Genomic DNA, 13,932 nt, shown 5'->3' on the forward strand with positions numbered 1-13,932 from the left:
TTCGACATTCCCGAACCATGGATGACAGAGAGAACCTATGATGACTTTCATACTGTTTATTGTGGCGCTGGCTGGCCTGCTGATAGTGATGCGGCGCGAGTCCGGTGCAATGTCCGCGATTGGCGTCATGGCCATCACCGGCCTGCTGTCGCTGATTTTTGCCTCTGGTTGGCTGGCCCTTGTTCTGTTTATTGGTGCCGCCGTCACCGCTGCCGCCGGCCTGCCCGGGTTCCGCCAGGGCTGGCTGACACCCCGCATTTTCGCGATGTTCAAGAAAGTCGCACCGAAAGTTTCCGATACCGAGAAAGTGGCCCTGGAAGCCGGTACCGTAGGCTGGGATGGCGAGCTGTTTACCGGTCGCCCCGACTGGCACAACCTGTTGATCAATCGCAACACAGGCCTGAGCGAGGAAGAACAGGCCTTCGTGGACAACCAATGCACCCAGGCAATCTCCATGTGCAACGCCTGGGATGTCGCCGTCGAGCGGGCGGACCTGCCGAAAGAGCTATGGGATTTCCTGAAGAAAGAGAAGTTCTTCGGCATGATTATCCCGAAGGAATACGGCGGCCTGGAGTTTTCCGCCAAGGCCCAGACTGCGGTGCTGCAGAAACTGGCTGCCAATGAATCATTGATGGTATCTGTCGGTGTGCCCAACTCGCTCGGCCCGGGTGAGTTGCTGGTGAAATATGGTACCGAAGAACAGAAAAACCATTATCTGCCCCGGTTGGCGGATGGCCGCGAGATTCCCTGCTTCGGCCTGACCGGTCCTCGCGCAGGCTCTGATGCAACGTCGCTGCCGGACACCGGTATCGTGTGTAAACAGAAGGTGGACGGCAAGGAAGTGGTCGGTATCCGACTCAACTTCGAGAAGCGCTGGATTACCCTGGCACCCATCGCCACCGTTGTGGGCCTGGCCTTCCGTATGTTCGATCCGGACGGGCTGCTGGGTGACACCGAAGACTACGGCATTACCTGCGCGCTGATTCCCCGGGATACCAAGGGCATGGAAATCGGCCGTCGCCACTGCCCGATTGGCAGTCCGTTCCTGAACGGACCGATCAAGGGTAAAGACGTCTTTATCCCCCTGGATTACATAATCGGTGGTGTGGATATGGCCGGCCAGGGTTGGCGCATGCTGGTTGAATGCCTGTCTGTTGGCCGTTGCATTACGCTGCCCTCAGGCGCTGCAGGGGCAGCCGCCTACTCGGTCGGCACCGCCGGCGGGTTTACCCGTATCCGTCGCCAGTTCAACACCCCGGTTGCAGACATGGAGGGCGTGCAGGAGCCGCTGGCCCGGATTGGCGCCAAGACCTATATTGCCCAGGCGGCTGTTAACCACACCGCTAACATGATCGACAAGGGCGAAAAGCCGGCTGTGCCGTCGGCCATCCTTAAATACCATCTCACCGAGTTCCAGCGCGGTGTCCTGACCGATGCGATGGATGTTCACGGTGGCAAGACAGTGACCCTTGGCCCGCGCAACTACCTGGGCATTGGCTACAGCGGTGCGGCCGTTTCGATCACTGTTGAGGGCGCCAACATCATGACCCGAAGCCTGATGATCTTCGGTCAGGGTGCGATTCGCTGCCATCCATACGTGCTGAAAGAGCTGGCGGCCAAGGATAACGACGATATCAAGGCGTTTGACGATGCCTTCTTCGGCCATGCCGGCCTGATCTTTGGCAATGCGGCCCGCGCCTTTACCCAGGCTCTGGGGCTTGGTCGGGCCGATGTGCCGTTTGACAGCGCCAGCCGCAGGTACGCCCAGGCGGTTGCCCGTTTCAGTGCCGCCTTTGGTCTGTGTTCGGATGCGGCGATGACCACTCTCGGCAGCGAGCTGAAGATGCGTGAACTGATCTCCGCGCGTTTGGGGGATATGCTGTCTAACCTCTACCTCGCCTCCATGGTGCTGAAGAACTGGCACGAGACCCAGCCGGTGGAAGGTGAAAAGGAAGTGATGGAATACAGCATGAGCCTGCTGCTGCATCGCACCGAAAACGCACTGGATGAGTTCCTGCAAAATCTGCCGAACCGCGCTGTCGCGATGGTTCTGCGTGGTGTGACCATGCCACTGGGTCGCCGTTGGGACAGCCCCCATGACGATCTGGCCCGCAAGCTGGCCCTTGCGATCTCCACTGACACACCGATCCGCAACAAGCTGATTGCCAGTGTGTGGACGACCGACAGCGAGGGAACCGTAGAGAATCCGGTCGCCCGCTATAACGGGTTGCTGAAGGATTACGACAAGGCGGAGCAGCTTTACCGGAAGGTGACCAAGGCCTACGCCAAGGGCGAGCTGCCGATGACAGCATTGCATCCGGAAGAACGTTTCGAGGCCGCGCTTGAGGCCGGTGTCTACACCAAGGAAGAGGCCGATTTCATGCGCCAGTACGAAACTGTGGTACTGGAAATGCTGACGGTCGATGACTTTGCCTTTGATGCCTTTGCCCAGAACAAGGAGTCTGTGATTGATCACAACCCCGCCTGACAGGGATCTGTCCTAAAATGTGGTTGTCTTTTGTAGCAGTCAGCGTTGGCGCCGTGATCGGCGCCAACCTGCGTTGGGCCCTGGGTTTGTGGCTGAACACCACCTACCATGCCGTGCCTTACGGAACCCTGGTTGCCAATCTCAGCGGCGGCTGGCTGATCGGCTTGCTGATCGGCTACTTTAGCCATGGCAGCGCGCTCGCACCGGAATGGCGACTGTTTGCAATCACCGGCCTGTGTGGCGCATTGACCACTTTTTCCACCTTCTCGCTCGAGATGTTTGCCGCCATCCAGGAGGGCAAATGGGCGATGGCGATTACCGGCATCCTGGCGCACGTGATCGGCTCCATCCTCATGACAGCGTTGGGAATTTACACCTTCGGTCTGTTGAAGGGATGATGGGTACCACTACCTACATAAATTCTCGAAAATACCCTTGGCAAGCTTCTGATTCAGGAGTAGAGTGAAGGGCGTAGGAAAGATTCAGCAAAGCATTTCATGAATAAGACGTACCTCCGCAGTTAGTAGTGACCGTCCTGTTTTTGATTCCGCGAGTTCTGTATTTCCGCAAAACGCCGACCTGGCACCATGCAGGTGCGAGGCGGCAGATAATATGATTGATTTCAGGAAGTTTAAGTATGTCTACTACTACCGGTACTGTTAAGTTCTTCAACGAAGCAAAAGGCTTTGGCTTTATCACTCGTGAAGGCGGCCCGGACGTTTTTGTTCACTACAGCGCTATTCAGGGCAGCGGTTTCAAGACCCTGGCAGAAGGCCAGCAGGTTGAGTTCACCGTTACCCAGGGCCAGAAAGGTCCTCAGGCGGAGAACGTTGTTGCCCTGTAATCCCTGACGGATTCGGCAATAACCGCCAAAAAGGCAGCTTCGGCTGCCTTTTTTAATGTCTGAAAAAGGACATTGGGTCATGCCTCGCTTTTGTCATTATCCCTTCTTTGTGTAATCTTTACGGGCCTGCTGCTCGTTTAAGCGGAAGTCGAGATCTCCAGGAATCGTTACATGCTCCGAGTGCTAAAAGCTGCCTGGATCCTGTTCTGGGCCATACTGCTGACCCTGATTCTGTTTTTTCCGATTGTGATTGCCGCCCTGGTGGGAAAGCGGGGGGATGCAGCCTTCCATGGCACCCAGGTTTATGCCTGGATCATCCTGAAAGTCTGCGGTATTCGGCTCAGAGTGCGTGGCAAGGAAAACATTGAGCCGGGCCAGCGCTACGTGATTCTTAGCAATCATGCATCCTACTTTGACCCGCCCGCGCTGGTGCTTGCGCTCGGCCTGCAGTACCGATGGGTGATCAAGAAGGAGCTGCGCAAGGTACCCCTGTTCGGATTGGCCCTGGAGACTTCCCGCAACCTGTTTATCGACCGCTCCAAAGGCAGCGACGCACTGGAGAGCATCAAGCGTGGGGTTGGCCAGCTTCCGGATGGCACTAGCATACTGATTTTTCCGGAAGGTACCCGTTCGTGGGATGGCAAATTGCTGCCCTTCAAGAAAGGTGGTTTTGTCATTGCCCAGGACGGCCAGCTTCCGATCCTTCCGATCACCATCTGCGGTTCTCACCAGCGTTTACCCAAGGGCTCTGCGGCGTTCAGCAGCGGTGAGATTGAAATCGTCATCCATCCCCCGATGGCCTCCGGGGCTTTGCCTCTGGATGACCTTATGACGGACGTTCGCAACAGCATTGCGTCTTCCCTTTAAAAACCAAAACCCGGCGGTCAGGCCGGGTTTTGGTTTTCAGAGCCCACTGTGTTACCGGGCGAAAATCTCCTCATAGAAACGCATGGTGCCGTTCCAGGAGCGGTTCGCGGCTTCTTCGTCATAGCCAATCGGCATACCGAACTCCTCGGCGACCTTGTCAGCACCGGGATTGGTAAATGAGTGCAGTACTCCCGGGAAACTGACCAGCGTGAGGTCGACTTCTGCGTCCTGCATCTCTTTTACCAGACCGGCGACCTGCTCTGAAGGAACCATCTTGTCGGCGCCACCGGTATATACCTGAACCCTGGCTTTCACGGTTCCAGCTTCCGCGGTGATTGGACTTCCAAGGGCGCCGTGGTAGCTGACGACGCCGTCCAGGTCCACGCCCATACGGGCCATGTTCAGGACCACCGCCCCGCCAAAGCAGTAGCCTTGTGCGGCAATGCGGGAAGCATCAACGCTTTCATGATTCTGCAGGATTTCCATCGCCTTCAGGAAACGCGCCTTTACCTGGTCTATATCCTTGGTCGCTTCCTGCATGAACTTCTGGGCGGTATCGGGATGGTCTGCCAGCTTGCCGGAGCCATACATATCCAGGGCAAACGCCGTGTAGCCAGATGCTGCAAGCCGCTCTGCCTGGTCCCGGGCGAATTCATTGTGGCCCCACCACTCGTGAACCACCAGAACGCCCGGGCGCTTCTCCTCGAACTCGTCGTCCCAGGCCATGTAGCCGGTGAAGGTGGTCTCACCGATCTTGTATTCGACGGTCTTGGTTTGCATTTCTGCCAGTACCTGCGTGCTTGCCAGAGTAAGTGAGAGGGTTGCGGCTGCCGCTGTTATTTTCAGGGTTGTCATAATCTGTCCTGCTCTTTGTGGGTCGGATTGTCTTCTTGTCGGGAAACCTACGCCGGGAACCGGTAAACCGATGCAATCAGTTGCCAATCCAGTATAGGACCTTTTGACTACACTACGTTCAGAGACTCGCGAATCCGGACTGTTTTGGAGGTTGTGTATGAGAATCGGCGTGCCGAGAGAAATCAAGAATCGCGAATATCGCGTAGGCATGACACCGGCGGCTGTTCACGAGCTGTGTGGCCACAATCATGAGGTGTTTGTGGAAACCGGGGCTGGTGTTGCCATCGGTTTTTTTGATGAGGATTACCGCCGGGCGGGGGCCCGGATTCTTGATACCGCCAGAGAGGTATTCGACACTGCCGAGCTGATCGTCAAGGTCAAGGAGCCTCAGGCGGAAGAGCGGGCCATGTTGAAGCCTGAACACACACTCTTCACTTACCTGCATCTGGCCCCGGACAAGGCGCAGACGGACGACCTGGTGAAGTCCGGCGCTACCTGTATAGCCTACGAAACGGTCACCGACCGCGGGGGCCATTTGCCCCTGTTGGCACCGATGTCGGAAGTGGCGGGGCGTATGTCAATCCAGGCAGGCGCCCATTGTCTTGAGAAGGCCATGGGTGGGCGCGGCGTCCTCCTGGGCGGTGTGCCCGGGGTTAGTCCGGCTCGGGTCGCGGTGGTTGGCGGTGGTGTTGTCGGCCAGAACGCTGTTGCCATGGCGGTGGGTCTTGGCGCGCAGGTGACGGTGCTGGACCGAAATATGGATGTGCTCCGGAACTTGGACCACCTGTATGGCAACCGCATAACCACACTGTTTTCCACGGCCCAGACTCTGGATCAGGCCGTAACGGAATCGGATCTGGTCGTTGGCAGTGTTCTCATTCCCGGAGCTTCGGCGCCCAAGCTGATTACCCGTGACATGATTCGCCGGATGCCGGAGGGTAGCGTCATCGTGGATGTCGCCATTGATCAGGGCGGCTGTACTGAAACCTCGCGGGCAACCACCCACGACGATCCCACGTATATTGTCGACGGTGTGGTACATTACTGCGTGGCGAACATGCCGGGTGCCGTCGCGCGCACGTCCACACTGGCGCTGAATAACGTCACCTTGCCCTTTGTGGCAGCCCTGGCTAACAAGGGCCCGGACCGGGCGATGAAGGAAGATCCGCATCTCAGGGCCGGGCTGAACGTGGCCGCTGGCAAGGTGACCTACAGGGAAGTGGCAGAGGCGACCGGGCACCCATACACAAACCCTGAATCCCTGTTGGGATCCTGAGTGTGAAACCCTCGGAGAAACCATGAAACTGATCGGATCCACTACTTCACCCTACGTTCGGCGCATTCGTATTCTGCTGGATGAAGAGCCCTATGAATTCGTCAATCTCAATATCTATGGTGAAGGTCGGGATGAACTGCGGCGCAACAATCCGACACTGAAAATTCCTGTGCTCGAAGACGGCGGTCAGGAGATCTATGATTCCCGGATCATTGCTCGCTATATCAGTGCCAAGCAGGGCCGTGATCCGCTGACCTGGGACCAGGAAAACCAGCTGACCATGATTGACGGCGCCAATGATTCTGCGGTCACCATGCTGCTCTCGGAAAAATCCGGTATCGATACTGGCGCAGATCTGATGTTCTACAACCTCCAGCGCGAGAGGATCATGACCACCTTGCGTACGCTGGCGGCGATGGTGGAGGACGGTCAGTTCGAAACCTGGAATTACCCCGCTATCTGTCTTTACTGCCTGGTGGATTGGCTCGACTTCAGGGACCTGGTGGACTTCTCGGGCGTGGAAAGCCTGTTGTCCTACCGTGACAGCCACAGGGATTACCCCTGGGTTGCAGAAACTGATCCCCGCAACGCCTGATTTCAGGCGGCCGGCCACTGCCGGCCGCCCCTCAGCCCCTATCAGCGCATTTTTTGAGCACTCTGCCTTTCCCATCCGCCATTCTTGACTATAGTTAAGAGTAAGGAGTGGTTGCTGATCTGACAGTTTCCGCATCCCGTATTTCACAATACCAACAACAGCGAAGAAGGGGGTTGTCCATGCTCCTGTCACATGCGTTCGGTCTCTTCACCCATCCTGATGAAGAGTGGGCTTCCATACGAAAAGAACATGAAACACCGCGCCGGGTCTACGTGGCCTATGTCCTGATTCTTGCGGCCATTGCACCGGTTTGCGCCTACATTTCGACGGCCTATTTTGGCTGGACGGTCGGCAACGAGCGGCTGATCAAGTTAACCGAGATCAGTGCGATGCAGCTCAGTGTGCTCACCTATCTGGCAATGCTGGTCGGCGTCTTTGCACTCGGCTATGCCATTAACTGGATGGCGAAAACCTATGGTGCCAAGGAGGAACACGTGCCCTCCAACGGCATTGCCCTGGCAGCATACTCCTGCACGCCCCTGTTCCTGGCGGGTTTTGCCCTGCTGTATCCGGTGCCCTGGTTCAACGCCATCGTTTTCCTGGTTGCGGCCTGCTATGGGGCTTACCTCATGTACGACGGGCTGCCGATTGTCATGGGTATCGAGAAGGAACGGGCCGTCATGTATGCCGGTGCGTTGTTGACTGTTGCCCTGGTGATTCTGGTATCGACACGGGTCGGCTCAGTCATCCTCTGGAACTTTGGCGTAGGGCCGGTATTCGTCAGCGGATAGGCCGGATCTGAACGGAATGCCAAGGGGGAGCCTCGAGCTCCCCTTTTTTATGAATTCTGGCAGTTAGCGCAGGCCTGTCGTGATTTGCCATCCCCCTGTCGCAATTTGGCAATGCGTTCTTAACGAAGCCCGACTAGGTTCTTCAGTTGGAGTAGTACCGGCAAGGATCGCAGGATGCCGGGCTATGAAGGATGAATGCAGGGGAAGACATAACAATGAAACGATTGACACGACGGGATTTTCTGAAGGCATCAGCCATGGGTATGGGGGCCGTGGTGGTCTCTACCGGCCTGGCAGGCTGTGTGCTGGACAGCTCGGATGAGCGCACAATCACCTTCACTCACGGTGTGGCCAGTGGCGATCCGCTTGCTGACGGTGTCATGCTCTGGACCCGGGCAGCGCCTGCGAATGGCGGCGCCCCGGTGGGCGTGGCCTGGGAGGTGTCCACGGACGAGGATTTCGAGAACCTGGTGCATTCGGGTACAGCGGAGGCTGCTGCAGCCCATGATTTCACCGTCAAGGTGGATGTGCGCGGTCTTGTGCCCGGGCAAACCTACTATTATCGCTTCCAGACGACCGATCGTCAGTCACCGGTGGGCGTAACCCGGACATTGCCGGAGGGCAGTATCGACTCGGTGCGTCTGGCCGTGGTGTCCTGTTCGAATTACCCGGCCGGTTACTTCAACGTCTACCGGGAAATCAGTAAACAGACTGATCTGGATGCCGTGGTGCATCTGGGCGATTACATCTACGAATACAGCTCTGACAGCAGCAGCTATGCGGCTCAGGATGCCCAGGACCTGGGCCGGACCTTCCCCGAGAACAACAACCTTGAGCTGATTGAACTGGCGGATTATCGCAGGCGTTACGCTGCGTACCGGTCAGACCCGGATCTTCAGTCTCTCCATGCCAGAGTGCCGTTTATCGTGGTGTGGGACGACCATGAAGTGGCCAACGACACCTGGGAGGAGGGCGCCGAAAACCATAATGACGGAGAAGGGGATTTCACCGAACGCAAACTCAATGCCCTCAAGGCCTATTTCGAGTGGATGCCGATCCGGCCGGTGATCGAAGGAAGCGACGAAGCTATCTTCCGGACCTTCCGGTTCGGCAATCTGGTGGATCTTCACATGCTGGATACCCGCATCATCGGGCGCGACCAGCAACTGGACTATATGGACTACTTCACAGGCGAAGGCCTGGATGCGGCTCGTTTTACTGCGGATGTCGGCAGTCAGAACCGCACCCTGCTGGGCGCGGAGCAGTTGCTGTGGCTGCAGTCTTCCCTGAACTATTCCACGGCCACGTGGCAGGTGTTGGGGCAACAGGTACTGATGGGCCGTATGAATCTGCCCGCGGAACTGCTGGTAGCAATTGCTACCGAGCAGTTTGAGGGCCTGCCACAAAACCTGGCCGAATTGGCGCAGCTCAAAGGTCGCGCCCTTCAGGGGGATCCGTCTCTGACGCAAGAGGAATTGGCTCGCATCAACACCGTTGCCCCCTACAATCTGGACGCCTGGGATGGCTACCAATATGAGCGGGAGGTGGTTCTGGGGACCGCCAAGGCGCTGAACAAGAATCTGGTCGTGCTGGCCGGAGATACCCACAATGCCTGGGCCAACAATCTGAAGGACATCAATGGGGACCAGATTGGCGTGGAATTCGCCACGGCCTCGGTGACATCACCCGGTCTGGAGGAGTACCTGGGCATTCCGGATGAGATGATTCAGGGTGCGGAACAGGCGATCAGTCTGCTGGTCGATGATCTGGATTACCTGAATGTGAATCAGCGGGGATACATGCTGGTTACCTTCACTCCGGAAGAAGCAAAAGCGGACTGGTACTTCGTGGACACCATCAAGTCCCGGGAGTACCAGATCGATGCGGGCCGAACAGCTTCTCGACGGGTATTGGCGGGTCAGGGCGTACTCATGGCAGACCCCGTGTAATAACGGCCGGGTCGCCCCGGCCCTCAACCGCTGCCAACTCGGCGCTGGACAGCCACTCCCCCGGTGGCTTGTCCATAACACCCGCGCAGGCAGCCAGGGCATGGCCCCAGGAACAGCCGTTGGCAAACAGCATGCCGGCCTCGTTCAGTGTGCCCCCGCGGTTGATGTAGCCCAGAACCCGGGATTGGGACGGGTCAGGGAACAACGGGTAGAGGTGGCCCCGGAACACCTCAGGGCGCATGTGAGTCAGGGCTACCCGCCGGTGAATGCGATGGGGGAACAGACGCTCCCTCTCGAATTCCGACAGGCATACCTCTGCTTCCATCGTGTCCCTTGGCTGGCGGAACCTGCCCGGCTCCTGGATATAGACCAGCCGGAATGGGGTGCCGGTTTCACGCAATCGTTCACACGCCCGGATGGCCTCGGACAACTGATAGGCACCATTGGCCATGAGCAGCAATGGTTCGCCCCCGGCGGTGTCCTCATCGACCACCAGGGCACCATGTCTGGCGAGCAGTTCCGCTTCCCGTCTGTCAAACACACAGGGGCGTTCACGTTTCGGGATGACCATGCACGTGATCCTGCCTCTTTCACTGAACACCGAGGGCAGTGTTGCCAGGGTGCTGTTGTAGTCTGCCGGAAACAGGACGCGGGACACATCATTCATCTCCGCGAGCATGCTCTCGCAGAAGGTGGTGTCCTGGTGGGACTGCTCGTTCTTGCCGTTTTCCCACGTGTGTGAGGTGGCAATAACCGGCAGTCCGAGCCAGCGGGCAGGGCGGCCCACTTCCTTCTGGTGCCGGGCAAAGATCAGCTCCTGGCGGATGGCGCCGAGCATCTTAACGCAGAACGCCTCATAGCTGGCCACCAGGTTCAACCCGGCCTTGTTGGCCAGGCAAGCCGATACCACGGCTTCTTCGTTCAGGGCAGTGATGATCTTGCCATGGACCGATTCCTGATCGTTCTCGGGCTCGTTTACCCGGTGTTTCAGATCTTCAAGGACCCCCTCAAGCCGGTTACTTGCCAGTTCGTCCGGATTCCCCACCCTTGGCCTGAGCCCCGGGTTGTTAGCCACCAAAGCCCGGAAAAAATCATCCACGGCCTTCATGGGCGAGGTGGGGTCGGGATTGGCCGGCAGTCTCGGGATCACGGGATCCGGTGGATTGCGTACTGCGAGGGCATGGTCCCGTTCCAGGGCGCGTGATTGACCGGCGTGCTGGTTCAGCTGAGCAATACAGTTTTGAAGTTCGTCCGGAGCCACCCACAATCTGGCTGCATGTTCGTTAAACAGCTCTCTGGCTCTGGCGTCCATGCGCGAGTTGCCGGGCAACGGCAGATTGTGCGCAGCGTTGCTGCTGGCACCATAGAACCCGTAACCTTTGTTGGTTTCCGCTATGCCATAGGGCACCCGCACGGGATAGCTGCTTTCGCCCCTCAGAGCGGCTTCGCCATTGGTAGCCAGTGCCTGTTCCATCTCATACAGGGCACAGACAAAGGCGGCAGGATCCCGGCCATCAAAACGGAAGGGCACGAAGCCCCGGTGCTCAAGATGTGCTTCAAAACGTTCGAGCCCTTCGCGGGTACCCAGTTCGGTGCGCTGTTCGATGCGCCGGCCGTTGGCAATCATGACCGGCATCACGGCGCCACAGTCCTCGGCGCGCCACCAGCGGGGGATCCAGTCACTACCGCGCTGTTCCTCGGCAGCGCCGTCCGAGAGGAAGGCCACCAGGGACTCTCCCGGCAAGGGCATGTGGGCATACTGGAGTTCGGCAAAACCCAGGTAACCACCTTCGAGAATGCCACCGGCGGTGTGCGGATTGACATGGCTGCCAAGAGGGGCTGCCATGCTGCCATCCGGCTTCTGCCGGTAGCTGTAGAAATCGGCCACCAGGGTGGAAAGCCCGTCGGGCCCGCGATAACGTTCTGCCTGTTCCGGATGCAGGTTTCCGGTGAGGACATTCAGGGCATCCACCGCGGCCACGCAATGTCCCTGCCCCATCAACCAGCTCCGCGTCCGTCCGGTCAGGTTGTTCAGTGCGAGATAGCCGGCATAGGCCGGTACCATATTCAGTGCACCGCCAGTGTGGCCTTCCGGATTGGTTTTGAAGTCCTGGGGTGCCAGGGGTTGACCGGAGACATCGACCCGGCGGGCATAGGTCATATGCACCACCAGCCACAGCCCGGCACTGGTCAGCCGATCCAGATCGGCAAGCCTGCGATAAACGGTGGCGGCGTCCGGCTGGTGGCCGGCGGCAACCAGATGCTCTGCCAGCAAACTGACCTGATGTCGCGTGGTTTCGTTGTGCTCGATGACGCCATAGCCATCGCACCAGCGCCGGTAATCCGGGCAGTCGGTAGCGGTGTGATCCGCCGGTGCTGAGTGAATTGGCGATGGCATGAGATGCCTCCATGGCGTCAGTATGTCAGGGGATTTTAAAACCACCGCTGTTAACTGCCATTGATGCAGGTCAGTCGAAACTGCATCTTTCTGCGGGCAGGCTTGCTCGCCCGCCCGTTGCCGAATGCGATGGTTTCTGAGAGTCTGGTCGGACAAGGCATCTGAAAAGGAGACTCCCATGACGCAAGACAAGAACCAGGACAAGCGCCGTAAATATTCGGCTCCGGTGGTTGATGGCATTGGCAAATCAGCCAGCCGAGCCATGCTTCGGGCCGTCGGGTTTACCGATGAGGATTTCAAAAAGCCCCAGATCGGTATTGCGTCTACATGGAGTAACCTCACGCCCTGCAACATGCACATCAATCAGCTGGCCGAAGAGTCGGCTGCCGGCGCCGATGAGGCAGGCGGCAAGTCGCTGATCTTCAATACCATCACGATATCGGACGGCATAGCCAACGGTACCGAGGGTATGAAGTATTCCCTGGTGTCCCGGGAGGTGATCGCCGATTCCATTGAAACTGTTGCTGGCTGTGAGGGCTTCGATGGCCTGGTGGCGATCGGTGGTTGTGACAAGAACATGCCCGGTTGCATGATGGGGTTGGCGCGCCTGAACCGGCCATCGGTGTTTGTCTACGGCGGCACGATCATGCCCGGCGAGAACCATACCGATATCATCTCCGTGTTTGAGGCCGTGGGTGCCCATGCCCGTGGCGACCTGGATCTGATCGAGGTCAAGCAGATCGAGGAAACCGCGATACCGGGGCCAGGCTCCTGTGGTGGCATGTACACCGCCAACACCATGGCGTCGGCCATCGAGGCCATGGGCATGAGCCTGCCGGGAAGTTCCGCGCAGAATGCCGTATCAGATACAAAGGCGGCGGATTGTCGTGGTGCCGGTGCCGCAGTGCTGAATCTGCTGGAGAAAGACATCAAACCGAGCGACATCATGACCCGCAAAGCCTTCGAAAACGCCATCACCGTGGTGATTGCCCTGGGCGGTTCCACCAATGCGGTGCTGCACCTGCTGGCCATGGCAAGTACGATCGGTGTGGATCTGGAACTGGAGGATTTTGTCGAGATTGGCAAGCGGGTGCCGGTGCTGGCGGATCTTCGCCCGAGTGGCCACTACATGATGTCGGAGCTGGTGGCCATTGGCGGCATTCAGCCGCTTATGAAGATGCTGCTCGATCATGGGCTGCTGCATGGGGACTGCCTGACTGTAACCGGCCAGACCATTGCGGAAAACCTGGCCGACGTGGCGCCCTATCCGGAGGGACAGGACATTATTCATGCCTTTGATAATCCGATCAAGGCGGACAGCCATTTACGGATCCTGTTCGGGAACCTGGCGCCAACCGGGGCAGTGGCGAAGATTACCGGCAAGGAAGGTACTCACTTTACCGGCCGTGCCCGGGTATTCCATTCGGAAGAAGAGGCCCAGGAGCGGATTCTCGACGGCACGGTGGTGGCCGGTGATGTGTTGGTTATCCGTTATGAAGGCCCCAAAGGTGGACCGGGCATGAGGGAGATGCTGAGCCCAACCTCCGCCATCATGGGCAAGGGCCTGGGTAGTGATGTGGCGTTGATAACCGATGGCCGCTTTTCCGGCGGCAGCCATGGGTTTGTAGTTGGTCATATTACGCCGGAAGCGGCCGAGGGCGGCCCCATCGCACTGGTTGAGGATGGCGACACCATTACCATTGATGCCGTCAGCAACCGGATTGAGCTGGACGTCTCCAGTGAAGAGCTGGAACGCCGGCGCCAGGCCTGGCAGGCGCCGCCTCCGCGATTTACTCGAGGCACACTGGCGAAGTATTCGCGAACAGTAAGTTCGGCCTCAAAAGGGGCGGTGACCGATCTGCCGTGATA

At 58.3% G+C, this 13,932-nt stretch carries 11 protein-coding genes; 9 read left to right on the forward strand and 2 right to left on the reverse strand.

The genetic code is table 11. The annotated features are described in order from the left end of the window. The first annotated feature begins 37 nt into the window (after window positions 1-37). The 4 genes from WA411_RS04020 (at window position 38) to WA411_RS04035 (ending at window position 4,199) form a co-directional block, all read left to right on the forward strand. Window positions 38-2,488, forward strand: a complete 2,451-nt coding sequence (locus tag WA411_RS04020; protein WP_291904502.1) for an acyl-CoA dehydrogenase — start codon at window positions 38-40, stop codon at window positions 2,486-2,488. 17 nt (window positions 2,489-2,505) lie between these two features. Further along, window positions 2,506-2,886, forward strand: a complete 381-nt coding sequence (crcB, locus tag WA411_RS04025) for a fluoride efflux transporter CrcB (RefSeq protein ID WP_069182168.1) — start codon at window positions 2,506-2,508, stop codon at window positions 2,884-2,886. Between the two features lie 239 nt (window positions 2,887-3,125). Continuing rightward, complete coding sequence (locus WA411_RS04030) at window positions 3,126-3,332, forward strand: cold-shock protein (RefSeq protein ID WP_008172950.1); 207 nt, start codon at window positions 3,126-3,128, stop codon at window positions 3,330-3,332. Between the two features lie 171 nt (window positions 3,333-3,503). Continuing rightward, window positions 3,504-4,199, forward strand: coding sequence for a lysophospholipid acyltransferase family protein (locus tag WA411_RS04035; RefSeq protein ID WP_136629868.1), 696 nt, complete (start codon window positions 3,504-3,506; stop codon window positions 4,197-4,199). Window positions 4,200-4,250: 51 nt separating this feature from the next. Here WA411_RS04035 and WA411_RS04040 read toward each other — a convergent pair whose 3' ends face one another. Then, complete coding sequence (locus WA411_RS04040; protein ID WP_291904501.1) at window positions 4,251-5,054, reverse strand: dienelactone hydrolase family protein; 804 nt, start codon at window positions 5,052-5,054, stop codon at window positions 4,251-4,253. Window positions 5,055-5,211: 157 nt separating this feature from the next. On the opposite strand from WA411_RS04040, the gene ald reads away from it, so the two are divergent. From ald to WA411_RS04060, 4 genes are all read left to right on the forward strand, one after another. Beyond that, on the forward strand, window positions 5,212-6,330 hold the full coding sequence (gene ald, locus WA411_RS04045; RefSeq protein ID WP_291904500.1) for an alanine dehydrogenase: 1,119 nt from the start codon (window positions 5,212-5,214) through the stop codon (window positions 6,328-6,330). A gap of 22 nt (window positions 6,331-6,352) precedes the next feature. Beyond that, complete coding sequence (locus WA411_RS04050) at window positions 6,353-6,925, forward strand: glutathione S-transferase family protein (RefSeq protein WP_222465537.1); 573 nt, start codon at window positions 6,353-6,355, stop codon at window positions 6,923-6,925. A 179-nt stretch (window positions 6,926-7,104) separates the two neighbouring features. After that, a complete protein-coding gene (locus tag WA411_RS04055) occupies window positions 7,105-7,716 on the forward strand; it encodes a Yip1 family protein (RefSeq protein ID WP_222465536.1) in 612 nt (203 codons plus the stop codon). A gap of 215 nt (window positions 7,717-7,931) precedes the next feature. Continuing rightward, entirely contained in the window at window positions 7,932-9,665 is a 1,734-nt protein-coding gene (locus WA411_RS04060) for an alkaline phosphatase D family protein (protein WP_291904499.1), read from the forward strand. On the opposite strand, the gene WA411_RS04065 is transcribed toward WA411_RS04060, so the two are convergent. Beyond that, the gene (locus tag WA411_RS04065; protein ID WP_291904498.1) at window positions 9,646-12,063 is read right to left on the reverse strand and encodes a xylulose 5-phosphate 3-epimerase; all 2,418 of its coding nucleotides are present in this window, start codon (window positions 12,061-12,063) and stop codon (window positions 9,646-9,648) included. The two genes, WA411_RS04060 and WA411_RS04065, sit on opposite strands and share 20 nt — an antisense overlap. A 178-nt stretch (window positions 12,064-12,241) precedes the next feature. On the opposite strand from WA411_RS04065, the gene ilvD reads away from it, so the two are divergent. Beyond that, window positions 12,242-13,930 (forward strand): dihydroxy-acid dehydratase, encoded by a 1,689-nt coding sequence (gene ilvD / locus WA411_RS04070; RefSeq protein WP_291904497.1) that lies wholly within the window; start codon window positions 12,242-12,244, stop codon window positions 13,928-13,930. Window positions 13,931-13,932 lie beyond the last annotated feature (2 nt).

This window comes from Marinobacter sp. CH_CUG1437-1, from assembly GCF_037029655.1.
Lineage (GTDB): Bacteria > Pseudomonadota > Gammaproteobacteria > Pseudomonadales > Oleiphilaceae > Marinobacter > Marinobacter salsuginis.

Excerpts from the sequence above, each read along its gene's own strand:
- WA411_RS04020 (WP_291904502.1), top strand. The coding sequence starts at position 38 with ATGATGACTTTCATACTGTTTATTGTGGCGCTGGCTGGCCTGCTGATA.
- crcB (WP_069182168.1), top strand. The coding sequence starts at position 2,506 with ATGTGGTTGTCTTTTGTAGCAGTCAGCGTTGGCGCCGTGATCGGCGCC.
- WA411_RS04030 (WP_008172950.1), top strand. The coding sequence starts at position 3,126 with ATGTCTACTACTACCGGTACTGTTAAGTTCTTCAACGAAGCAAAAGGC.
- WA411_RS04035 (WP_136629868.1), top strand. The coding sequence starts at position 3,504 with ATGCTCCGAGTGCTAAAAGCTGCCTGGATCCTGTTCTGGGCCATACTG.
- WA411_RS04040 (WP_291904501.1), bottom strand. The coding sequence starts at position 5,054 with ATGACAACCCTGAAAATAACAGCGGCAGCCGCAACCCTCTCACTTACT.
- ald (WP_291904500.1), top strand. The coding sequence starts at position 5,212 with ATGAGAATCGGCGTGCCGAGAGAAATCAAGAATCGCGAATATCGCGTA.
- WA411_RS04050 (WP_222465537.1), top strand. The coding sequence starts at position 6,353 with ATGAAACTGATCGGATCCACTACTTCACCCTACGTTCGGCGCATTCGT.
- WA411_RS04055 (WP_222465536.1), top strand. The coding sequence starts at position 7,105 with ATGCTCCTGTCACATGCGTTCGGTCTCTTCACCCATCCTGATGAAGAG.
- WA411_RS04060 (WP_291904499.1), top strand. The coding sequence starts at position 7,932 with ATGAAACGATTGACACGACGGGATTTTCTGAAGGCATCAGCCATGGGT.
- WA411_RS04065 (WP_291904498.1), bottom strand. The coding sequence starts at position 12,063 with ATGCCATCGCCAATTCACTCAGCACCGGCGGATCACACCGCTACCGAC.
- ilvD (WP_291904497.1), top strand. The coding sequence starts at position 12,242 with ATGACGCAAGACAAGAACCAGGACAAGCGCCGTAAATATTCGGCTCCG.